19 protein-coding genes are annotated in these 21,265 nt (G+C 68.5%); 9 read left to right on the forward strand and 10 right to left on the reverse strand.

Annotated elements, in window-relative coordinates:
* Positions 1-203 precede the first annotated feature (203 nt).
* The 3 genes from FHR21_RS04085 to FHR21_RS04095 all read right to left on the reverse strand — a co-directional run bounded on the left by FHR21_RS04085 (position 204) and on the right by FHR21_RS04095 (position 2,585).
* Positions 204-905: an RlmE family RNA methyltransferase gene (locus FHR21_RS04085; RefSeq protein ID WP_184095635.1), complete on the reverse strand. Its 702-nt coding sequence runs from the start codon at positions 903-905 to the stop codon at positions 204-206.
* On the reverse strand, positions 902-1,996 hold the full coding sequence (locus FHR21_RS04090; protein ID WP_184095637.1) for a Ppx/GppA phosphatase family protein: 1,095 nt from the start codon (positions 1,994-1,996) through the stop codon (positions 902-904). Before FHR21_RS04090 ends, FHR21_RS04085 begins: the two co-directional genes overlap by 4 nt.
* 184 nt (positions 1,997-2,180) lie before the next feature.
* Positions 2,181-2,585 (reverse strand): glycine zipper 2TM domain-containing protein, encoded by a 405-nt coding sequence (locus tag FHR21_RS04095; protein WP_184095639.1) that lies wholly within the window; start codon positions 2,583-2,585, stop codon positions 2,181-2,183.
* A gap of 193 nt (positions 2,586-2,778) precedes the next feature.
* Between FHR21_RS04095 and FHR21_RS04100 the strand changes: the two genes are divergently transcribed.
* Positions 2,779-3,777, forward strand: a complete 999-nt coding sequence (locus FHR21_RS04100) for an esterase-like activity of phytase family protein (protein ID WP_184095641.1) — start codon at positions 2,779-2,781, stop codon at positions 3,775-3,777.
* A gap of 37 nt (positions 3,778-3,814) precedes the next feature.
* On the opposite strand, the gene rpmB is transcribed toward FHR21_RS04100, so the two are convergent.
* Positions 3,815-4,108 (reverse strand): 50S ribosomal protein L28, encoded by a 294-nt coding sequence (gene rpmB / locus FHR21_RS04105; RefSeq protein WP_184095643.1) that lies wholly within the window; start codon positions 4,106-4,108, stop codon positions 3,815-3,817.
* Between the two features lie 251 nt (positions 4,109-4,359).
* Here rpmB and tadA point away from each other — a divergent pair, with 251 nt between their 5' ends.
* Positions 4,360-4,815 (forward strand): tRNA adenosine(34) deaminase TadA, encoded by a 456-nt coding sequence (gene tadA, locus FHR21_RS04110; protein ID WP_184095645.1) that lies wholly within the window; start codon positions 4,360-4,362, stop codon positions 4,813-4,815.
* A gap of 171 nt (positions 4,816-4,986) precedes the next feature.
* Here the strand turns inward: tadA and cobB are convergent, their stop codons facing one another.
* Complete coding sequence (cobB, locus tag FHR21_RS04115) at positions 4,987-5,691, reverse strand: Sir2 family NAD+-dependent deacetylase (protein ID WP_184095647.1); 705 nt, start codon at positions 5,689-5,691, stop codon at positions 4,987-4,989.
* A 115-nt stretch (positions 5,692-5,806) separates the two neighbouring features.
* Between cobB and dapB the strand changes: the two genes are divergently transcribed.
* From dapB to FHR21_RS04135, 4 genes are all read left to right on the forward strand, one after another.
* A complete protein-coding gene (dapB, locus tag FHR21_RS04120) occupies positions 5,807-6,532 on the forward strand; it encodes a 4-hydroxy-tetrahydrodipicolinate reductase (RefSeq protein ID WP_184095649.1) in 726 nt (241 codons plus the stop codon).
* Positions 6,533-6,597: 65 nt separating this feature from the next.
* The gene (locus tag FHR21_RS04125; protein ID WP_184095651.1) at positions 6,598-7,797 is read left to right on the forward strand and encodes a M48 family metalloprotease; all 1,200 of its coding nucleotides are present in this window, start codon (positions 6,598-6,600) and stop codon (positions 7,795-7,797) included.
* The gene (gene nth, locus FHR21_RS04130; RefSeq protein ID WP_184095653.1) at positions 7,784-8,440 is read left to right on the forward strand and encodes an endonuclease III; all 657 of its coding nucleotides are present in this window, start codon (positions 7,784-7,786) and stop codon (positions 8,438-8,440) included. The genes FHR21_RS04125 and nth overlap by 14 nt, the downstream gene beginning before the upstream one ends.
* A gap of 238 nt (positions 8,441-8,678) precedes the next feature.
* Positions 8,679-10,052: a M20/M25/M40 family metallo-hydrolase gene (locus FHR21_RS04135; RefSeq protein WP_184095655.1), complete on the forward strand. Its 1,374-nt coding sequence runs from the start codon at positions 8,679-8,681 to the stop codon at positions 10,050-10,052.
* A gap of 140 nt (positions 10,053-10,192) precedes the next feature.
* Here the strand turns inward: FHR21_RS04135 and FHR21_RS04140 are convergent, their stop codons facing one another.
* Positions 10,193-10,783 carry a TetR family transcriptional regulator C-terminal domain-containing protein gene (locus tag FHR21_RS04140; RefSeq protein ID WP_246427056.1) on the reverse strand — a complete coding sequence of 197 codons (591 nt, stop codon included), beginning with the start codon at positions 10,781-10,783 and terminating at the stop codon, positions 10,193-10,195.
* Positions 10,784-10,816: 33 nt separating this feature from the next.
* Between FHR21_RS04140 and FHR21_RS04145 the strand changes: the two genes are divergently transcribed.
* The 3 genes from FHR21_RS04145 to FHR21_RS04155 all read left to right on the forward strand — a co-directional run bounded on the left by FHR21_RS04145 (position 10,817) and on the right by FHR21_RS04155 (position 14,011).
* Positions 10,817-11,995: an aromatic ring-hydroxylating oxygenase subunit alpha gene (locus FHR21_RS04145; protein WP_184095659.1), complete on the forward strand. Its 1,179-nt coding sequence runs from the start codon at positions 10,817-10,819 to the stop codon at positions 11,993-11,995.
* Between the two features lie 106 nt (positions 11,996-12,101).
* Complete coding sequence (locus FHR21_RS04150; protein ID WP_184095661.1) at positions 12,102-12,410, forward strand: FAD-dependent monooxygenase; 309 nt, start codon at positions 12,102-12,104, stop codon at positions 12,408-12,410.
* Positions 12,407-14,011 carry a phytoene desaturase family protein gene (locus FHR21_RS04155; RefSeq protein ID WP_184095663.1) on the forward strand — a complete coding sequence of 535 codons (1,605 nt, stop codon included), beginning with the start codon at positions 12,407-12,409 and terminating at the stop codon, positions 14,009-14,011. Before FHR21_RS04150 ends, FHR21_RS04155 begins: the two co-directional genes overlap by 4 nt.
* On the opposite strand, the gene FHR21_RS04160 is transcribed toward FHR21_RS04155, so the two are convergent.
* From FHR21_RS04160 to FHR21_RS04175, 4 genes are all read right to left on the reverse strand, one after another.
* Complete coding sequence (locus FHR21_RS04160) at positions 13,988-15,232, reverse strand: amino acid permease (RefSeq protein WP_338113082.1); 1,245 nt, start codon at positions 15,230-15,232, stop codon at positions 13,988-13,990. The two genes, FHR21_RS04155 and FHR21_RS04160, sit on opposite strands and share 24 nt — an antisense overlap.
* A gap of 58 nt (positions 15,233-15,290) precedes the next feature.
* Positions 15,291-17,675 (reverse strand): TonB-dependent receptor, encoded by a 2,385-nt coding sequence (locus FHR21_RS04165; RefSeq protein WP_184095666.1) that lies wholly within the window; start codon positions 17,673-17,675, stop codon positions 15,291-15,293.
* Positions 17,676-17,819: 144 nt separating this feature from the next.
* Positions 17,820-19,634 carry a sulfotransferase gene (locus tag FHR21_RS04170; RefSeq protein WP_184095667.1) on the reverse strand — a complete coding sequence of 605 codons (1,815 nt, stop codon included), beginning with the start codon at positions 19,632-19,634 and terminating at the stop codon, positions 17,820-17,822.
* An 11-nt stretch (positions 19,635-19,645) separates the two neighbouring features.
* Positions 19,646-21,244 carry a DsbA family protein gene (locus FHR21_RS04175; protein ID WP_338113057.1) on the reverse strand — a complete coding sequence of 533 codons (1,599 nt, stop codon included), beginning with the start codon at positions 21,242-21,244 and terminating at the stop codon, positions 19,646-19,648.
* Between the last annotated feature and the right edge of the window lie 21 nt (positions 21,245-21,265).

The raw sequence follows: 21,265 nt of genomic DNA on the forward strand, positions 1-21,265 counted from the left end.
TTTCCCCTTCTCCTGTCCTTCGTCACCCTGAACTTGTTTCAGGGTCCATGGCCTGCCCTGGACCTTCTACGCCGCGTCGAAGGAAGCTGTTGGCCATGGATGCTGAAACAAGTTCAGCATGACGAAACTGGAGATAGCAGCATTTCGTTCAGAACCGGCTATGTATTTGCATGTCGGGCCTTCGCGCGAACCTCTGGCCGTCGTCACGCCTCCCGCCCCTTGAACCCCTGCGCGATCACATACAGCTCGGGCGACCCCTTGCGGCTCGCGGGCGGCTTGGCGTGCCTGACGGTCGCGAAATGCCGCTTGAGCAGGGTCAACAGCTCGCGGTCGGCGCCGCCCGCGAACACCTTGGCGACGAAGGCGCCGCCCGGCAGCAGCGTCTGCACCGCGAAATCGGCGGCGGTTTCGGCGAGCGCGATGGTGCGCAGATGGTCGGTCTGCGGATGGCCGACGGTGTTCGCCGCCATGTCCGAGATGACGAGGTCGGGGGCGCTGCCGAGTGCGTCGATCAGCGCGTCGGGTGCCGCATCGTCCATGAAATCCATCTCGAGGATCGCGACCCCCTCGATCGGCTCGCAGACGAGCAGGTCGATGCCGGCGACGCGCGCGCGGGGGTTCGCCTTCCGCACCACCTGCGACCAGCCGCCCGGCGTGATCCCCAGATCGACCACCGCGCGCGCCTTTTTCAGAAAGCCGAATTTCTCGTCGAGTTCGATCAGCTTGTAGGCGGCGCGCGACCGATAACCCTCGGCCTGCGCGCGCCGGACATAGGGGTCGTTGAGCTGTCGTTGCAGCCAGCGCGTCGACGATGCGGTGCGCCGCCGCGCCGTCTTCACCCGCTCGTGCAGCCCGCCGCGGCCGCCCCCCGATCCCTTGGCGCCGCCGCCCTTGCGCCCGCTCATCGCCGATATATCCGGCGCGTCACCGGTACGTCGCCGCCCTGCCGGGCCAGCGTGCGCAATATGCCCTCGCGGATGCCGCGGTCGGCGACGCCGACGCGCGCCGCGGGCCACAGGTCGATGATGCTCTCCAGGATCGCGCAGCCCGCGACGACCAGGTCGGCCCGCTCGCGTCCGATGCACGAAATCTCGGCCCGGTCGGCGATGCTCGCCTCGGCCAGCCGCCGGCTGATCTCGCGCATCGAATCGGTCGGCACGACCAGCCCGTCGACCGCGCGCCGGTCATAGCGCGGCAGGTCGAGGAAGACGCTGGCCAGCGTCGTCACCGTGCCGCTGGTGCCGAGCAGGCGTAGCGGCTGGTTCGCGAAACGGGCCGCGCGCGAGGCGAATTCGGCAAAGGCGGTGCGGGTCACCTCGCGCATCTGCGCATAGCTCGCCTGCCGCGCCGGCAGGCTGTCGGCGGTCGGCACCGCATGTTCGGTCAGCGACACGACTCCCCAGGGCACGCTGATCCAGTCGTGGATCGTGACGTCATGGCCGTCGGCCTCGACCTGCATCAGTTCGGTCGAGCCGCCGCCGATGTCGAAGATCAGCGCCGGGCCGTCGCCGGGCTCCATCAGATTGTGGCAGCCGAGCACCGCGAGTCGCGCCTCCTCGGCGGCCGAGATCACGTCGAGCGCGATGCCGGTCTCGTGCCGCACGCGCCAGACCAGCTCGTCGCAATTGACGGCGCGCCGGCACGCCTCGGTGGCGACCGCGCGCGACAGGGTGACGTGGCGGCGCACCAGCTTGTCGGCGCACACCGACAGCGCCGCGACCGCGCGGTCTATCGCCGCGTCGCTGATCCGGCCGCTGCCGTGCAACCCCTCGCCCAGCCGGACGATGCGCGAAAAGGCGTCGATGACGACCAGCTCGCCGTCCTGCGGCCGCGCGATCAGCAACCGGCAGTTGTTGGTGCCGAGATCGATCGCACCATAGCTCTTCGCTCGCGTGAAAGGGGTGGGGCGGGGTGGGTATCCGCCCTTGTTTCCGTCCGTCGCCACCGCTGCCCTGGGCTGCGGCGGTCGCCCTGATGGCGCTGCCATTTGCCGCATGGCTATTTGACCTGTCTGCTCACGCGCCCGCATGGTCGCGGACGTGCACTTGGGGCCAAGATTAGGCGGCGGCGGGGGCGATGGCAAGCGCTGCATCGGGACCGCGCAAAAACCCCCCGCCGCGCGCGAAGGCGGGGCGGGGGCGAAAGGAGGAAAGCCTGTTTCTTGGGGGTCGGGTCAGCCCTTAGCGGCAGCCGTCATTCCCCTTGTCGATGGCGCGGCCGGCGATGGCGCCGACGGCGCCGCCGATGATCGTGCCGACGGTGCGGTCGCCGCGACCGGCGATCTCGTGGCCGGCAAGGCCGCCGGCGATCGCGCCGATGATCGTGCCGCCGGTGCCGCTGTCGCACTGGTTGCGGTAATAGCGGCGGTCGTTCCGTCGGTCGTAGCGGCGGTCGTTGCGGTAATCGCGGCGGTCATAGCGATCGTAGCGGCGATCGTAGCGACGGTTGTCGCGGCCGTAGCCGGCATAATAGCTCGAATAGCCGTCGCGGTCGTAATAGCCTTGCTGCGCGGCGGCGGGGGTCGCCAAGCCCAGCGTCGCGGTCGACATCAGGGCGGCGAGGGAGAGCGTGATCATCTTCTTCATTGTCTATCTCCGTCTTTCGTTCGTCGTTCGGCCCGTGGGCGTTGGGTCGATGACATGCTTCTAGGCGATTCGGCTTGAGCCGGTGCTGAACGCCGCTGTCGGTCCCCGTTCAGCTCCGGTTGCCCTGGGTTCATCTTGCAGCAGATGGCGCCGCGCCTTTCCTTTCGCGGCCGAACCCCCTACCCCCGCGCCGATGCGACGCCTCCTCCCCGCCGCGCTGGTCTTTCTCGCCCTCGGGCCGCTTCCCGGCGCCGCGCTGCGCTTTCCCGTTCCCGACCTCAGCCAGCAGGCGAGCGCCCATCGGCTGGCGGTGGCGCCGCAGACCGCGGGCACGATGCGATTCGTCCGCGGCTGGCACCTGACCAGCCCCAACAGCCGCTTCGGCGGCTTCTCGGGGCTCGCGATGCCGGCGCCGGACCGGTTCGAACTGGTCAGCGACAGCGGCTGGTCGGCGAGCTTCACGCTGGGCGCGTCGGATCGTCTGGACGATGTGCATGTCGCGCCGCTGCCGCGGCCCAGGGGGCATCCGCAAGGCAAGTCGAGCACCGATGCCGAATCGCTGTTCGTCGACAAGAACAGCGGCACGATGTGGATCGGGCTCGAAGGCATCAACCAGATCTGGCGGCTCGGTCCCGATTTCAGCCGCTACGAAGGCCGGCGCGCCCTGCCGCACCGACCCGCCTGGCCGATCAACAGCGGACCCGAAGCGCTGACCCGGCTCGCCGACGGACGCACCCTGGTCTTTTCGGAGTCCGCCGATCACGATCCGCGCGGGGGCGAGGCGCTGCTCTATCCCGGCGACCCGGTCGCCGACGACCGGCCGCCGCTGCGCTTCTTCTACGACCGCCAGGACAAGGGCGAACTCAGCGACGCCGCGATCCTGCCCGACGGCCGCGTCCTGCTGATCCACCGCAAGCTAGGCATCGCGCCTTTTTTCACCACGATCGTCGCGCTGCTCGACCCCGCCGATATCCGCGCGGACGGCGTCGTCCGCTCGACGCAGATCGGGCGCGTGCCCAAGGCGCTCGCCGACAATTTCGAGGGCGCGGCGATCGCCGTCGCCGACGGCCGCACCTGGCTCTGGCTCGTCTCGGACGACAATTACAACAATTGGCAGCGCAGCCTGCTGCTGCAGTTCGAACTCGTCGGCCTCCCGCCGCGCCGGCCGGACAGCAAAAAGGCCGCGCGGTAAACCGGCGGCCTGATGGCTTCAGCGATTCGAAGGGCGATTACGCCGCCTTTTCGGCCAGCTTCTTCGCGACTTCCTTCTTCACCTTGCGGGCGTTGGCCGAAAGCTGCTCGTCGCCGGCCTTCATCAGCCAGTTGTCGAGGCCGCCATTATGCTCGACCGAACGCAGGCCGTGCGTCGACACGCGCAGCTTCACGCCCTTGCCGAGCGCGTCCGAAAGCAGCGTCACATTCTGCAGGTTGGGCAGAAAGGTGCGCTTGGTCTTGTTGTTCGCGTGGCTCACATTGTGGCCAACCTGGCGGCCCTTGCCGGTCAGTTCGCAAATGCGCGACATGTCTTCAGTCCTCACAAATCTGGGCGGCGTGCCGGTTGACGCCAGAGGCGCCGTAGAAACCGGGTGGGCCGGGAAAGGCGCGCGCTTATCGGCTTGCCGGAGATTCGTCAAGGGATTAGAGCCATTCTCGACTGGCGTGGAAGCGGCACCGGCCCGCTCCCCCACCCGACCTCCCGACGATAATAGCCTATGGGAGGTCGGGTGGGGGAGCGGGCCGGTGCCGCGCCTTTCCGCGCATCGGAAACAGACACATGGCCAATTTCCCGCTTCCCGACCCGATGCGCCGCGCGCTCGATCTCGCGCGAATCGCTGCGGAATGGGGCGAGGTGCCGGTCGGCGCGGTCGTGGTCAAGGACGGGCAGCTCGTCGCCGAAGGCCACAACCGCCCGCGCGAATCGCACGATCCGACCGCGCACGCCGAAATCGTCGCGATTCGCGCTGCCGCCGCGAAGCTCGGCAACGAGCGCCTCGACGGCTGCGACCTCTATGTGACGCTGGAGCCCTGCGCGATGTGCGCGGGCGCGATCGCCCACGCCCGCATCGCGCGCCTCTATTACGGCGCCGACGATCCGAAGGGCGGTGCGGTCGTCCACGGTCCGCGCGTCTTCGCACAGCCGACGGTCCACCACCGCCCCGAAATCTACGACGGCATCGGCGCGGGCGAGGCGGCGGCGCTGCTCCGCGATTTCTTCGCGGCGCGGCGCTGAGGCAATCTCACGCAAAGACACAAAGAGGTTTTTTCTTCCGTTCGCCCTGAGCCTGTCGAAGGGCCGTCCTTTCTTTCAGACGTCGTAAGAAGGACGGCCCTTCGACAGGCTCAGGGCGAACGGAGTGGAAGGGCTCCCGTGTCTTTGTGTGAGAGGTTTCTCTGGCGCCCTTCAAACCCCCAGCATCCGGTCGACCCACTGCGGCACCAGCGCGGTCGCCGGCCCGTGCCGCGCCTCGTCGAACCAGTAACCGCCCTCGCTCGGCTCGAGGTTCAGCTCCAGCGTCCGCGCCCCGCCCGCGCGCGCCTCGCGTACGAAACCCGCGGCGGGATAGACCGCGCCCGAGGTGCCGATCGACACGAACAGGTCGGCGCGGGCGAGCGCATGATAGATCTCGTCCATCCGGTACGGCATCTCGCCGAACCAGACGATGTCGGGGCGCAGAGTGCCGGGCAGGCCGCACGCGGGGCAGGCGGGCCGGTCGATCAGCGGGCCGGTCCACGGGCTGCGCTGGTCGCAGGCGGAACACCAGGCATTGAGGTGCTCGCCGTGCATGTGGATCAGCCGCGCCGCGCCCGCGCGCTCGTGCAGGTCGTCGACATTCTGGGTGACGATCAGCAGCTCGCCCGGCCACGCCGCATCGAGCCGCGCGAGCGCGGCGTGCGCCGCATTCGGCGCCTTGGTCTGGATCGCCGCGCGGCGGGCGTCATAGAAGCGATGGACCAGATCGGGGTCGCGCGCAAAGGCCTCGGGCGTTGCGACATCCTCGACGCGATGCTGCTCCCACAATCCGCCGGCGTCGCGAAACGTGTCGATGCCGCTTTCGGCCGACACGCCCGCGCCGGTCAGGACGACGATATTCCGAATGTCGCGCAAAGCCTAAACTCCGTTTGTCCTGAGCTTGTCGAAGGACCGTTCTTCCTCCTATGGCGGTGATGGAACAAGGGCGGCCCTTCGACAAGCTCAGGGCGAACGGCATAGAGAACGGATTATGACCAGCATCGGCATCATCGGCAGCGAGGGCCGGATGGGCGTCGCGCTCGCCGCCGCGATCTCGGAGGCGGGGCAGCGGAGCTGCGGCGTCGACAAGGGCGGCAATGTCGCGAAGCTCGCGGCGGCGGCCGACGTCCTCGTCGATTTCTCGTCGCCGGGGGCGCTCGAGGCGACCCTCGACGCGTGCGTTGCGGCAAAGAGGCCGATCGTCATCGGCACCACCGGGCTCGAGGAACGTCACCACTATCTGATCGACGATGCCGCAAAGACCATCGCGGTGCTCCAGACCGGCAACACCTCGCTCGGGGTCACCCTGCTCGCGCATCTGGTGCGCGAGGCGGCGTCGCGGCTTGACCCTGAATGGGATATCGAAATTCTCGAAATGCACCACCGGAACAAGGTCGACGCGCCGAGCGGCACCGCGCTGCTGCTCGGCGAGGCGGCCGCCGAGGGGCGCGGCATCGACCTCGCCCGATGCTCCGAGCGCGGCCGTGATGGCGTCACCGGCGCGCGCGGCCATGGCAAGATCGGCTTCGCGAGCCTGCGCGGCGGCACCGTCGCGGGCGACCATGACGTGATCTTCGCGGGGCCGGAGGAGATGATAACGCTCGCGCACCGGGCCGAGAACCGCATGATCTTCGCGCGGGGCGCGGTAAAGGCGGCATTGTGGCTGATCCACCAGAAGCGGGGGCGCTACACCATGCCGCAGGTGCTGGGGCTGTAGCCATCCGAAACCGCTTGCATCGCACCCCCTAACTGTATTAGTCAAATAATACAGAAGGAACCGCCATGCCCCAAGCCCTGTCTCCCGCCGCCGAAGCGGCGCGCCTCGTCGATGGCCTCGGCGCGGCGGCGCTCGCCAAATCGGCTTCCTATACCGCGACCGAGGAGATGCTGATGATCGCCGGCGTCGCGGTGTCGGTCTTCATCGCCTGGCTGATGGTCCGCCTGCGCCTCCTCGACCGCATCGCCGCCCGGCTCCAGGGGTGGCGCTGGGCGTTCTCGACCTTGGCCATTGGCTTTCTTTTCTTCGTCGTGTCGGATGTACTGCGCCTGCCATGGACGTTGTTCGCCGACTGGCATATCTCGCGCGCCTTCGACCTGTCGAGCCAGCCGCTCGGCGATTTCCTCAGCCAGGCGGCGCTTTCCAGCGTCGTGTCGGGACTGTTCGGCGCGCTCTTCATCCTCGGCATCTATGCGCTGATCCGCCGCACCGGGCGGCGCTGGTGGATCTGGACCGGCGGCTTCACCGCGCTCGTTACCGCGGCGATGCTGCTGCTCGCCCCGGTGCTGATCGAGCCCCTGTTCAACGACTACAAGCCGGTGCCGCCGGGCCCGGTGCGCGTCGCGCTCGAGGAGATCGCGGACCGCAGCGGCATTCCGCACGACCATATCTACATGTTCGACGGCTCGCGCCAGTCGGACATCTTCACCGCCAATGTCTCGGGGATCGGTCCCGCCGCGCGCATCGCCATATCGGACGTCGCGCTCGACAGGGCGTCGCTGGACGAGGTGAAGGTGGTGACCGCGCACGAGGCGGGCCATTATGTCCTCGGCCATGTCTGGCGGCATATCCTCGTGCTGCCGCTGCTCGCCTTCTTCGTTCTCGCGCTGCTCGACCGGCTGTTCGCGCCCGCGGCGCGGCTGCTCGGCAGCGGCGCGCAGCTTGGCGATCCGGTGGGCCTGCCGGTGTTCATGGCGCTCGTCTCGTGCCTCAGCCTGCTGACCGTTCCCGCGGTGAACAGCCTGACGCGCATCGGCGAGGCGCAGGCCGACGCCTATGCGCTGCGCACGACGAACCTGCCCGACGCGCTGGCCAGCGCCTTGCTCAAGACCGCCGAATACCGCTATCCGCGTCCGTATCCGTGGCAGGAGCTCGTCTTCTACAACCACCCCTCGGTGGAAAAACGGGTTCTCGCGGCGATGGAATGGAAGGCGGCGCATCGTGACGACACAGCAGGGCAGCAGCCGGGGCATGTCCCGCGCTGACATCTTCGAATTCTTCCGCCGCCTCGCCGAGCTCGACCCCGACCCGCAGACCGAGCTCGAATATGGCAACACCTACCAGTTGCTCGTCGCGGTGGTGCTCTCGGCGCAGGCGACCGACGTCGGGGTCAACAAGGCAACGCGCAAACTCTTCGAAGCGGTGAAGACGCCGCAGCAGATGGTCGACCTCGGCGAGGCGGGGCTCAAGAACCACATCAGGACGATCGGGCTGTTCAATGTGAAGGCAAGGAATGTCATCGCCCTCTCTGAAATTCTGGTCCGCGATCATGGCGGACAGGTCCCCGCCGACCGTGACGCGCTCGTCGAACTGCCCGGCGTCGGGCGCAAGACCGCGAATGTCGTGATGAACTCGGCCTTCGGGGCGGAGACCTTCGCGGTCGACACCCATATCTTCCGCGTCGGCAACCGCACCGGCCTCGCGCCGGGCAAGACGGTCCTCGCGGTCGAGAAGCAGCTCGAAAAGAAGGTGCCCGGCCCGTTCCGCATCGGCGCGCACCACTGGCTGATCCTCCACGGCCGCTACATCTGCAAGGCGCGCACCCCCGAATGCTGGCGCTGCCCGGTCGCCGACCTCTGCCGCTACAAGCCCAAGACCCCGGCGCCGAAGGCGAAGAAGGCGGCATGACGGCCCGGCGTTTCGACAGGTGACGGCTTCGGGGTGGGAAGCGGCCATGCCCCCGCTTCGTCATTCCCGCGAAGGCGGGAATCCAATGTGGGGTCAGCCGACACACGCTCTGGATTCCCGCCTTCGCGGGAATGACAACCTTGTAATGCGCCGATCATCGCATAACGGTCGAAAACCGCCGTAAAGTGGCCCAATTGCCGCTTGCCGCCGATCGAAGATGCCGCTTAACTCGCGTCCCATGCGCACCGTCACCGCCCCGCTCGCCCTCGCCGCCGCGCTGCTCGCCGCGGCGCCCGCCCACGCCAGGCCCGCCGATCCGGCGGTGGCGAAGAAGATCCTGATCGACAGCGTCGCGATCCCGACCGTCGAGGGGCGCGGCAAGGTGCCCGAACTGGCGGCCTATTATGCCGGGGTGCTCAAGGCGGCGGGCTTCACCGATGCCGATATCGAGATCACGCCGATGGGCGAGACGGCGACCTTCGCCGCGACGCTGAAAGGCAGCAGCGACGCAAAGCCGATCCTGCTCCTCGGTCATATGGATGTGGTCGAGGCCGACGCGAAGGACTGGACGCGCGATCCCTTCGTGCCGGTCGAGGAGAATGGCTATATCTTCGGCCGCGGGTCGGAGGACAACAAGTTCGACGTCGCGATGATGGTCGCGACGATGGCCCAGCTCAGGAAGGACGGTTTCCAGCCGAAGCGCTCGATCATCCTCCTGCTCTCGGGCGACGAGGAAACCGCGATGCTGACGACGCAGGCGCTCGCCGCCCAATATAAGGGCGCCGAATTCGCCTTGAACGGCGACGGCGGCGGCGGGCTGATCGGCGAGGACGGCAAGCCCAAATATTACGCCCTGCAGGCGGGCGAAAAGACCTATGCCGACTTCACCCTCGAAGTGACCAACCCCGGCGGCCACAGCTCGCGCCCGTCGGACACCAATGCGATCGTCCAGCTCGCGAATGCGCTCGCCAAGGTCGGCGCCTATCGCTTCCAGCCGCAGCAGAACGAACTGACCAAAGTCGGCATGCCGATCGTCGCCGATCAGGTCGGCGGCGAGATCGGCGCGGCGCTCAAGGCCTTCGCCGCCGACCCGGCCGATGCCCGGGCGATCGCGGCGATTCGCGCCGACCCCGAATATGTCGGCCAGATCGGCACCACCTGCGTCCCGACTTTGGTCAAGGGCGGCCATGCCGAAAATGCGCTGCCGCAGCGCGCCACCGCCAACATCAACTGCCGCATCTTCCCCGGCGTGGGTATCGAGGCGGTGCGCGCAGAGCTCGAGAAAGTGATCGCCGACCCCGCGGTTGCGGTGAAGAGCGATCCCGACGCGACCGCCAGCGACGCCTCGCCGCTGCGCCCCGACGTGGTGGCGGCGGTGACGAAAGCGGTCCATGCCCGCGCGCCCGGCCTGCCGATCATCCCGTCGATGAGCGCGGGCGCGACCGACAGCCTCTACTTCCGCGCCGTCGGCGTGCCCAGCTATGGCGTCGCGGGGCTGTTCTCCAAGGCGAGCGACAGCTTCGCGCACGGCCTCAACGAACGCGCGCCGGTCGCCGCGATCGCCCCCGCGCTCGCGCATTGGGACAGTTTGCTGCGCGATCTGTCGAAATAAGGGGCCGACCAATCAAACTCCGTTTATGCTGAGCTTGTCGAAGCACCGTTCTTTTCCAGCGTCGTGGAAAGGAAGAACGGCCCTTCGACAAGCTCAGAACCCGCCCCCGCGAAGACGGGGGGCGAACGGGACTGGGTCGCCTAAACGAGCGCCGCCACCGCGCGCTCGACCATCTCGGCCGCCGCCTCGGCGCCGAAACTCGCCGGGTCGAGCGACAGTTCGAGCCACAGCCCGTCGACCATCGCGGTCAGCAGAATCGCCAGCCGCCCGGCGTCGGCCGCGCCGCACGCGGCCAGCAGTTCGCAAAGCCGTTCGCGGTAGCCCGCGTAACTTTCCGCGTGAATCCGGCTCATCCGCGCGTCGCTGCGCGCCAGCGCCCAGAAGGCGGTCCATGCGCCGAGCAGTTCGGGATCGGTCACCGGCGGGCGGAAGCTCGCAGTCAGGTAAGCGGCCAGACGCGCGCGCGGATCGCTGCCGGCATCCTCGACCGCGGCGGCGAAGATCGCCTCCATCCGGTCGCTCGTCGCCCGATAGGTCGCGGCGATCAAGTCGTTGATCCCGCTGAAATAATGGCGCAGCAGCCCCGGCGACACCCCCGCTTTGGCGCAGATCGCCCGCACATTCGTCCCCGCGAGGCCATGGTCGGCCAGGCACGCCGCCGCCGCCTCGACCAGCGCGGCGCGGCGGGCATCGGCGCTTTCGCGCGTAAAGGCTTGGCGGGCGGCTCGCATATTGTTATACATATGTATAACAAGGATCGATTCATGGCAACGTTGCGCGACACTTTCGACACCATCGACCCTCTCCCCGCTGATTCTTTGGACGGCTGGTCGCTTCCCGCGTGGACCTACAGCGACCCCGATTTCCACGCGGTCGAGATGGAGCGCATCTTCCGCCCGAGCTGGCAGGTCGTCTGCCACGACAGCGACATCCCGAACCCCGGTGACTGGCACAGCATCGACTATGCCGGCGAAAACGTGATCCTCGTGCGCGGCGCCGACCGCGTCGTGCGCGCCTTCGCCAACGTCTGCCGCCATCGCGGCTCGCGCCTCGTCGACGGCGCGGCGGGCTGCGCGAAAAAGCTCGTCTGCCCCTATCACGCCTGGACCTACGAACTCGACGGCCGTCTCTCCGGCGTCCCCGATTCGGCGAGCTATCCGACGCTCGACAAGGGGCGCGCGGGGCTGGCGCCGGTCGAGGCCGAGCGGTGGCGCGGCTTCTGGTTCGTCCGGCTCGCCGATGACGGCGGACCTTCGGTCGCGTCGATGATGGCGCCCTATGAGGCGATGATCGACCCCTATCGTTTCGAGGAACTCGGCGCGCTCGGCCGCGTCACGCTCCGCCCGCGCGACGTCAACTGGAAAAATGTCGGCGACAATTATTCGGACGGCCTCCACATTCCCGTCGCCCACCCCGGCCTGACGCGGCTGTTCGGCAAGAGCTACGGCGTCGAGGCCGAGGACCGCGTCGACCGCATGTGGGGCGACCTCGCCGACCGGCCGTCGGCGAACTGGTCGGAACGCCTGTACCAGCGCCTGCTGCCGCCGGTCCCGCACCTTCCCGAGGACAAGCAGCGCCACTGGCTCTATTTCAAGCTCTGGCCCAATGTCGCCTTCGACATCTATCCCGACCAGGTCGATTTCATGCAATGGCTGCCGACCGGCCCGACGAGCTGCCTGATCCGCGAGATCAGCTACGTCCTCCCCGATGAACGTCGCGAGATGAAGGCCGCGCGCTACCTCAACTGGCGCATCAACCGCCAGGTCAATGCCGAGGACACCGCGCTCATCACCCGCGTCCAGCAGGGCATGCAGTCGAAAAGCTTCAGCATGGGGCCGCTCAGCGACAAGGAAGTGTGCCTCAAGCATTTCTGCGCGCGGATGCGCGAGATCATCCCCGAGGCGCGGCTGGAGAAGGCGCCCAAGGCGGGGTGGAGCAAATAGCTTCCCCTCCCGCTTGCGGGAGGGGTTAGGGGAGGGCTTGTTTCCTCCGATCGTCGGAATACGGGACAGGCCCTCCCCCGGCCCCTCCCGCAAGCGGGAGGGGAGAATGAACGAAGATCCCGTCATCATCGTCGGCGGCGGTCCCGCGGGCATGGTCGCGGGGCTGCTCCTCGCGCGCGCCGGGGTGCGCGTGCAGGCGCGGCGTTGGAAGCCGACGGTGCGGATGCAGGCGCTCCAGCGCTTCGCCCATCGGCGCGTCATCGAACCGATGCTGCGCGGAGAGATCGCCCGCGCCCCGCTCGCGGTCCGCCTGCTGGACCGCATCCCCTTGCTGCGCCGTATTCCCGGCCGCGTCCTCGGCCTCGGCTTCGGCCGCCGGCATGTCGAATCCCCGCTTGCGAAAGACGTCTCATGACCAAAGCCTATGACGCCCTCATCATCGGTGCCGGCCACAACGGCCTCGTCTGCGCCTTCTATCTCGCGAAAGCGGGTCTGAAGGTAGGGATCGTCGAGGCGCGCGACGTCGTCGGCGGCGCCGCGGTGACCGAGGAGTTTCATCCCGGCTTCCGCAATTCGGTCGCCAGCTACACGGTCAGCCTGCTCCAGCCGAAGGTCATCGCCGACATGAAGCTCGCCGATCATGGCTATCGCGTGATCGAGCGGCCGATCAGCAATTTCCTGCCGCAGGAGGATGGAAGCTATCTGAAGCTCGGCGGCGGGCTCGACCGCACGCAGGCCGAGTTCCGCAAGTTCAGCGCGCGCGACGCCGAGGTGCTGCCCGCTTATTACGACGCGCTAGACCATGTCGCCGAACTGCTCCGCGACCTCGCGCTGCGCGTGCCGCCTAACGTCGGGGAGGGGCTGCGCACGCTGCTCGATGGCGTGCGGCAGGGGCGGCGCTTCGCCACCCTCGGCCTCGAACGGCAGCGCGATGTGCTCGACCTGTTCACCAAGTCGGCGCGCACGATGCTCGACGGCTGGTTCGAGAGCGAGGCGGTCAAGGCGGCCTTCGGCTTCGACGCGGTCGTCGGCAACTACGCCAGCCCCGACACGCCGGGCAGCGCCTATGTTCTCCTCCACCATGTCTTCGGCGAGGTGAACGGCAAGAAGGGCGCGTGGGGCCACAGCGTCGGCGGCATGGGCCGGATCACCGAGATCATGGCCAAGGTCTGCCGCGACATGGGGGTCGAGATCAGCCTCGAAAGTCCGGTCGCCAAGGTGCTCGTCGACGGGGACAAGGCGGTCGGGGTCAAGCTCGCGGGTGGCGAGGAAATCGCCGCGGCGCGCGTGATCGCCAACGTCGGGCCGAAGCTGCTCTACGAACGGATGATGGATGCGGCCGACCTGCCGCAGGACTTCCAGCGCCGGATCAAGGGCTTCAAGGCGGGCAGCGGCACCTTCCGCATGAACGTCGCCCTGTCGGAGCTGCCGAAGTTCACCTGCCTTCCCGAACCCGGCGAGCATCACCAGTCGGGGATCATCCTCGCGCCGACGCTCGACTATATGGACCGCGCCTTCCTCGACGCGAAGCAGTTCGGCTGGTCGAAGGCGCCGATCGTCGAGATGCTGATCCCCTCGACCGTCGACGACAGCCTCGCGCCTCCGGGGCAGCATGTCGCGAGCCTCTTCTGCCAGCAATTCGCGCCCGAACTGCCGGACGGAAGGGACTGGGACGACGAGGAGGAGGCCGCCGCCGACCGCATCATCGACACCGTCGAAAAACACGCCCCCGGCTTCCGCGCGAGCATCGTTGCCCAGACGCGCCTGTCGCCCAAAGGGCTCGAACGCAAGTTCGGGCTCGTCGGCGGCGACATCATGCACGGCAATATGAGCCTCGACCAGCTCTGGGCCGCGCGCCCGGTGCTCGGCAACGGCGGCTATCGCGGGCCGGTGAAGGGGCTCTACATGTGCGGGGCGGGCACCCACCCCGGCGGCGGCGTCACCGGCGCGCCGGGGCACAATGCCGCGCAGGTCGTCCTGCGCGACCGCAGCCTATTCGCCCCGCGCTGGCGCTGATGCGCGCCGTGTCCACCAATAGAGGGGCAGGCCCGCCGCCATCAGGATCAGGCTCATCGCGCTGACGCCCAGGCCGGCGCCCCACAGGGTCCAGACGGCGTAGATGAGCCCGAGCGCGGCGACCGGCATCGCGACGCCAAGGCGCAGCGCCGCGCCGGCGCAGGCGAGATAGAGCCACAGCGTCACCGAGGTCGAGAGCACCGCCATGAAATTGAACATCTCGGCGGTCGACTTGTTGTCGTTGAGGATGACGCAGGCGGTCGCGATCGCGCTCGACAGGATCAGCGCGTTCGCCGGGGTGCCGTGGCGGTTGGTGCGCGCGAACCAGCCGGGCAGCAGCCCCTGCCGCGCCAGCGTCGCGGGTAGCTCGGCCTGGATCAGCGTCCAGCCGTTGAGCGTCCCGAGCGCGCTCACCGCGGCGAAGGCGGCGACCAGCAGTGCGGGCTCGTGCGACCAATAGGTCTCGACGAACAGCGAGAAAGGGGAACCAGAGGCCGCGACCGCCTCGGCCGGCAGCATCAGCACGATCGCCGAACAGACGATCAGGTAGAGGAGGCCGGTGGCGAGCGTGCCGATCATCGTCGCGCGGGGGATGGTGATCGCCGGCCGGTCGACCTTGTCGGCGGCGACGCTCGCCGATTCGAAGCCGAGCAGCGCCCACAGGGTGAAGATCGCCGAGGCGCTGACGGTGGTCAGCGACAGCCCCTCGGCGGGGAAGGGCGTCAGCGCCACGGGTTCCGCGCGGCCGAAGGCGATCGGGATCAGCACGATCACCACCGCCAGCGGCACCAGCTTGATCGACAGCGTGACGATCTGGAAGCGTCCCGCCGCGCGTGCGCCGCGCCAGTTGATCGCGGTGACGATCCAGATCAGCGCGATCGTCGCGACCGCCATATGGTCGGCCAGCGCGAGCGCGAAGATCGACAGGAAGCTGACCGCGGCGACCGCGAGCGTCACATTGGCCGTCCACACCGATATCCAATAGGCCCAGCCGATCATGAAGCTTGGGATGCGGCCGAAGGCGCGCGCGACGAAGCCGGTCGGCCCGCCCGCCTCGGGAAAGGCGACGGTCAGCCGCGCCAGCACCGCGGCGAGCGCGAGCGCGCCGGCGATGGTCAGCGCCCAGCCCGCGACCGCGTTCCAGCCGAAGGGGGCGAGGCTGGCCGGGAGCAGGAACACCCCCGACCCGATCATATTGCCCATGACCAGCGCGACGCCCATCGCAAGACCGAGCTTGCGGCCCGGTCCGGCGCCGTCCGTCACCGGGGCGTTTCCGCCCTCAGAAATCCTTGCTGACTTTCAGTCCGATCAGACGCGGCCGGATGACATTGTCATAGAAGACCCCGCCGGTCGAACTGATCCCGTCGGGGTCGCCGCAGATCGACTCGCCGCACTGGACCGCGCCGTTCACGATGCCGCGGCTATCGAACACATTGGTCGCGAACAGCTCGGCGCTCCAGTCGTCGGCCTTGACGCCGATGCTGACGTCGGCGGTCGTATAGGCCTTGAAATTGCCGACGATCGCATTCTCGAAGGTGCGCAGGTCCGACCGGCGCTTGCCGATATGGTTGACCGCGAACTGGATATGGCCGTCGAGGCCCGCGACCGGAAAGTCGTAGCGGGCGACGGCATTGCCCTTGAACTTGGCGGTGACGGGCAGCCGCGTGCCCGCGGGCGCCAGCAACGCGTTGGTCTGCCCCGGCGGGTCGATCGCGCAGTCGAACTGGTCGTTGGCGATCGCGCAGAAATCGCGGCGGATCGTCGCGTCGTTATAGCTGCCGCCGACATTGAGCGACAGTCCGCCCGTCCGATAGCCGAGGTCGAATTCGAAGCCGCGGATGCGCGCGATGCCGGCGCTGCGGATCTCGGTCAGGCCGTTGGCGCCGAGGAAGGAGAGCTGGATGTCGTCCCAATCCTCCTGATAGACGGCGCCGTTGAAGCGCAGCGGGCCGAAGCTCGATTTCCAGCCGAACTCGTAATTGTCGAGCGTGTCGGGGCCATAGGGCGGCAGCGTGCCGCGCCGGTTGATTCCCCCGGGCCGGAAGCCGCGCGACCAGGTGCCATAGACGAGGACGTCGTCGGTGATCTTGTAGGTCAGGTTGAGCTTGTGGATGAAGCCCGTGTCCTTGGTCCGCTTGTCGAGGTTGGTGCACGGCGATCCCGCGACGACCGGCCCGGCGAAACAGCCCGCGACCCCGGTGCTGCCGCTATAGCCGTCCGAATAGCCGAAGAAGCCGACCAGGCTGTTGTCGAACTTGTAGATGCGGCCGCCGCCGGTCAGCGTCAGCTTGTCGGTGATGTCGAAGCTGATCTCGCCGAACGCGGCATAGTCGCGGTCGACGCGAAGCTGCTTGGTCAGCCAGATGTCGCTGTCGGTGCCGGGCACGGTGATCGCGTCGGCGATGTCGTCGACGACGTAATTCTGCTCGATATTGTGCGACTGGCGCTGCCAGAAGATGCCGCCGATGAAGCGGATTCGCGCGTCGGCGGGTGAGGCGATGCGCGCCTCGAAAAAGCTCTTCTTATAACGGTCGATGCCCTGGATATATTGGTTCGGGCTGACGAGATCGTCGTTATTGTCATAGAAATAGGCGCCATAGCCATAGAGCGCGTCGTAGAAATAGGCATAGTCCGAATAGTCGCTGTCGACCACGGTCTTGCGCCGCAGATGACCGCCGGTCACCGTCAGGTCCCAATTGCCGATCTTGCCCTCGATCGTCAGCGCGGCCTGCAGCCATCTGTCCTTCGACAGCTCGGGATTATATTGCACCGTCTGCAGGTCGCCGGTCACCGCGGTCGAGCGTTCCTGCGCGAAATTGCCGTTGGCGTTCTGCACCTGGCCCATCACCGTCGGGCGCAGCGTCCAGTCGTCGTCGAGTTCGATGCCGAGCGCGAGGCGGGCGCCATAGGTGTCGACGTCGTTGTAATCCTTTTCGACCAGCGCCGCATTGTCCTGCGTGATGCCGCTGGTCGGAAAGGTACGGCTGCCGTGGATATTGTCGATATAACCGCCGTCGCGGCGATACCAGCCGACGAGGCGCAGCGCCGCGCGGTCGCTGAGCCGCGCGTTGACGAAGCCTTCGGCGACGCCGCCGATGTCGCCGTGCGCGATGCTGTTGAGCTCGAGCCCCACCGAGCCATAGGTGCCGCTGGTGTCGGGCGGGTTGGTGACCAGCTTGATCGTGCCGGCCATCGAACTCGCGCCGTAAAGCGTGCCCTGCGGCCCGGCCAGCGCCTCGACCCGCGCGAGGTCATAGGCGTGGATGTCCAGCGCGCCCTGGATCGTCGTGATCGGCATTTCGTCGAGATAGGTGCCGACCGTCGGCAGCGACGCCGAATGATTGGCGTTCTCGCCGCTCGCGACGCCGCGGAAATAGACCTGGCTGAACCCCGGCCCCAGCGACTGGATCGTCACCGACGGCAGGAATTTGACGACGTCCTGGAATTCCTTGACCTGCAGTTCGTTCAGCTTCTCGGTGCCGATCGCGGTGATCGCCAGCGGCACGTCCTGCAGATTCTGTTCGCGTTTCGACGCGGTGACGACGATGTCATCGTCCTTGGCGCTGCCCGATTGCTGCGCGAGCGCCGCGCCCGACGTGCAGAGCATCGTCGTGCCGAACAGGATCGCGCCGCTTTTTGCTGCCACTGCCCCCAGATTACGCATGAGATCCCCCTCACATGACAGGCGTGTGACGGGAGAATGACCGAGTGCGGCGCAAGCGCAAGCATTGTTGTCGGGCGGGCGGCTCGCTTTGTCGAAAATGTCGGACCCTGTTGCTCAAACGCAACGAATTTGCGCGGGCGTGTATCAGCCGAACGCGGCGGGAATCCTTGGATAAACGTCCAGAACCGGCCCCAGAGCCGCCCGCAGCGGACCCAGCCATGCGTCATAGGCCTGCCAGAGGCCGACCCCGTCGCGGTTGATCGGCCGGCGCACCTGCTCGCTCGACGCGGTGCGCACCGCGCGGGCGTTGGCGTGGAAGGCCATGCACCCCGCCTCGAACGGCTGGCCGAGGAAGGCGAGCATCGCACGGACTTCGCCTTCCGGATCGTCGAGCAGCGCCTCGTGGATCACGCGGTGGACCGCGCCCGGCTGTACCGTGTCCACATGCGCCATCAGCCGCACATAGTCGCGGTAATAGGCGCCCATGTCCGCCAGATCATAGCTGAACGCCTGCCCCTTCGCATAATGCTGGCGGAAATTGGACCAGCAGCAGTCGAGTGGATGCCGCCGCGCGTCGATGATCTTCGCATTCGGCAGGATCAGGCGGATCAGCGGCGCATAGAGCCAGTTGTTCGGCAGCTTGTCGATATAGAAGGGCTTGCCCGTCCTGCGCTGCACCGCCGTGCGGCGCAGGAAGGCCGTGCCCATGTCCGCGAGCTTTTCCGCCGGGGCCGCGGCGACCGCGGCGACCCAGCGCCGCCCGTCGCCCTCGACCTCGCGCCCCAGCCCGAGCGCGAGCGCCGGCAGGTCGGGCAGTTCCATCGTCCCCTCGATCGCCGAATGACTGGCAAGGATCTGTTCGACCAGCGTCGATCCGGCGCGCGGCATGCCGAGGATGAAGATCGGGTCGGGCGCGGGGTCGCCGCTCCCCGCATGCGCCGCGAAAAAACCGGCGGTGAAGGTCGCGATCGCCGCATCGACGACCGCGGCCGTCTCGGCGGCTTCATAATCGAGCTGGCCGGCGCGGATCGCATTGCCCGCGGCATAGTGGCGAAAGGCGGCGGCCGCCTCGCCCGCATCGTCATGGGCCTTGCCGAGCGCGAAATGAAGGTGCAGCCGGTCGTCGTCGCGCGCGCGATCGGCGGGGTCCGCGCTGCCCAGCGCCGCCTCCATCGCCGCGCGTTCGTCGGCACCGAAACGGATCGTCTTCAGATTGGCGAGGCTCCACCACAGTTCGCCGAGCCCCGGATCGGCGGCAAGCGCGTGGCGATAGGCGGCGATGCTCTCCTCCTGCCGCCCCACCGTCTTCAGCATATGGCCATAGCTCATCCACAGCTTGGCGTGCGCGGGAAAGCGGCGGGTCAATTCCTCATAGAGCGCGATCGCCTCGTCATAGCCGCCGATCCGCCCGAGCGCGGCGGCCTTGAGATTGGCATGCGCCGGATTGTCCGGGTCCTCGCCCAGCACCGCGTCGAGCGTCTCGATCGCCTCGGCATAGCGGTTCTGCCGGTAATAGACGGTCGCGAGATTGGCGCGCGCCGCCCCGAACCCCGGCGCGAGTTCCAGCGCGCGCGTCAGCAGCTTTTCGGCGTCGCCATAGCGGCCGATCCGTCCCGCGACCTCGGCCAGCATGCGGATCGCCGCGACGTCGGTCGCATCCGCCTTCAGCCGCGCGCGCAGCGCCCCTTCGGCGTCGGGCAGCCGGTCCTCGGCCAGCGCCAGCGCCGCCTCGACCATCGCCGGGTCGTGGATCGCCGCGCCGACGGCGGCGAGCGAAGCGGCCTGCGCCTCGACCTCGCGCCCCAGCCGGCGCAACGCATGGGCGGCGAGCCGGTGCGCCTCGGTCGCGGTCGGAACCGCCTCGACGATCGCGCGCGCCTGCGCGAGCGCGGCGGCGGGCTGCCCGTTCAGCAGGCGGCGGGCGTTGGCGAGCGCTTCGTCGATGGAAACGGTCGCCACGCCCGCGGCGCTCACGCTTTCGACCGCGCCCTGGCGATCGCCTGGCGCAGCGCGTCATAGCCGACCTGCCCCTGGAAAAGCTGGTCGCCGACGACCCAGGTCGGGGTGGCGTTGAGCTGAAGCTGGCTGGCGATGGCAAGATTATTGTCGAGCTCGCGCTGGAACAGCGCCTCGTTCGCGGTCGCGTCGGCGCTGCCGTCAGTGACCACGCCCGCCTTCGCCGCCGCCGCCGCGATCGCCGCCGGCCCCAGCGAATCGGCGGAGAACATCGCGTGGTGGAAGGCGTCATACTTGCCCTGCCGCGCCGCCGCGAGCGCCATCAGCGCCGCGTCGCGGCTCTGCGGCGAGATGATCGGCAGTTCGCGGAACACGATTTTCAACCTTTTGTCTTCGCGGATCAGCCGGTCGACGTCGGGCACGCTCGCGCGGCAGAAGCCGCAGGCATAGTCGGTGAAGACGACCAGCGTGACGTCGCCGTCGGCGTTGCCCGCCCAGGCGCCGGCGTAGGGCTTTTCGAGCGCGGGGCGGATCGCGCCGATCGCCTTGGCGATCTCGCGGTCGCGCTGCGCCTCGAGCGCCTCGGGAATGATCTGCGGGTTCGCCTTGATGTAGTCGGCGACGACCGTCTCGACCTCGCTTTTGCTCATCCCGCCGCCGAAACGGCCGCCAAGCCAGAAGGCGAGGGCGAGCAGCACGGCGACGCCGAGCCCCGCCAGCCCCAGCCGCTTCCCGGATACGCCCATGCCCCCTCCCTCGATGCGTTGCGGCGCAGGCGTCGCCATCGACCTGGCTCGCAACCCGGCCCTGGCCGCGGGTGGCGGCGCATGGTGCAGTGTCCGGTCGTCGTCCTGCGCGATCGTGGGGGTCGCCTCCGGAGCCGGCGCCGTCGCGGGCGGCGGTGCCTCGGCGAACAACGGCAGGTCGGGCGCGGCGCTCTTGGCGGCGCGGGCCTCGGCCTCCTCGCGCGCGAGCAATTGATCGAGGCCCGAGGGCGGCGGCGGCGCCTCTTCGCGCGGCGCCGGGCGCAGCTTGGTCGCCGCCTCGCCGATCCCGTCCTTGCCGGCGCGCGCGACCTGGCCCAGCCCCGCCTTCGTCTTGTCCGCGACCTCGCCCAGCCCGCGCCCGGCCTCGCTCGACAGCCGGGCGACCCGGTCGCCGAGCGCCAGCTTCGTCCAGGCCTTGCCGCTCGCGGCGGCGGCGGTGCGCGCGGCGCCGGCCGAGCCGCGCCCGATCGCGCCCGCGCCCTTCGCGACCAGCCGGCCGGTGGCGGCGGCGGTTTCGCGCGACCGGCGCGGGATTTCCATCGCCTCGACGCGCGCCGGGATGTCGGCGCGGTCGCCGATGCGGATCGTCCAGTCGGCAAAGGCGCCGCCACCGCGCCGGATCGCCGCCCACAGGCCGGCGGCGCCGGCCTTCAGCCGGTCGGGTTCGATGCGCGGCGCGCGCTTCGGCTCGCCCGTCGCCGGATAGCGCGACAGGTCGAGCCCGACCGGCGGCGCCTCCTTCGGTTTCGCCAGCCCTTCGTCCTTTTCGCCCGCGCGCGGCGCAACCGGCGTCGGGGCCGGGTCGCGCAGCCAGGGCTGATAATAGTCTTCCTTATTGTCCGTCACATGTCGCCCTTGTGCATCGCT

Origin of the sequence: Sphingopyxis panaciterrulae (assembly GCF_014199295.1) — a bacterium.
Classification (GTDB): Bacteria; Pseudomonadota; Alphaproteobacteria; order Sphingomonadales; family Sphingomonadaceae; genus Sphingopyxis; species Sphingopyxis panaciterrulae.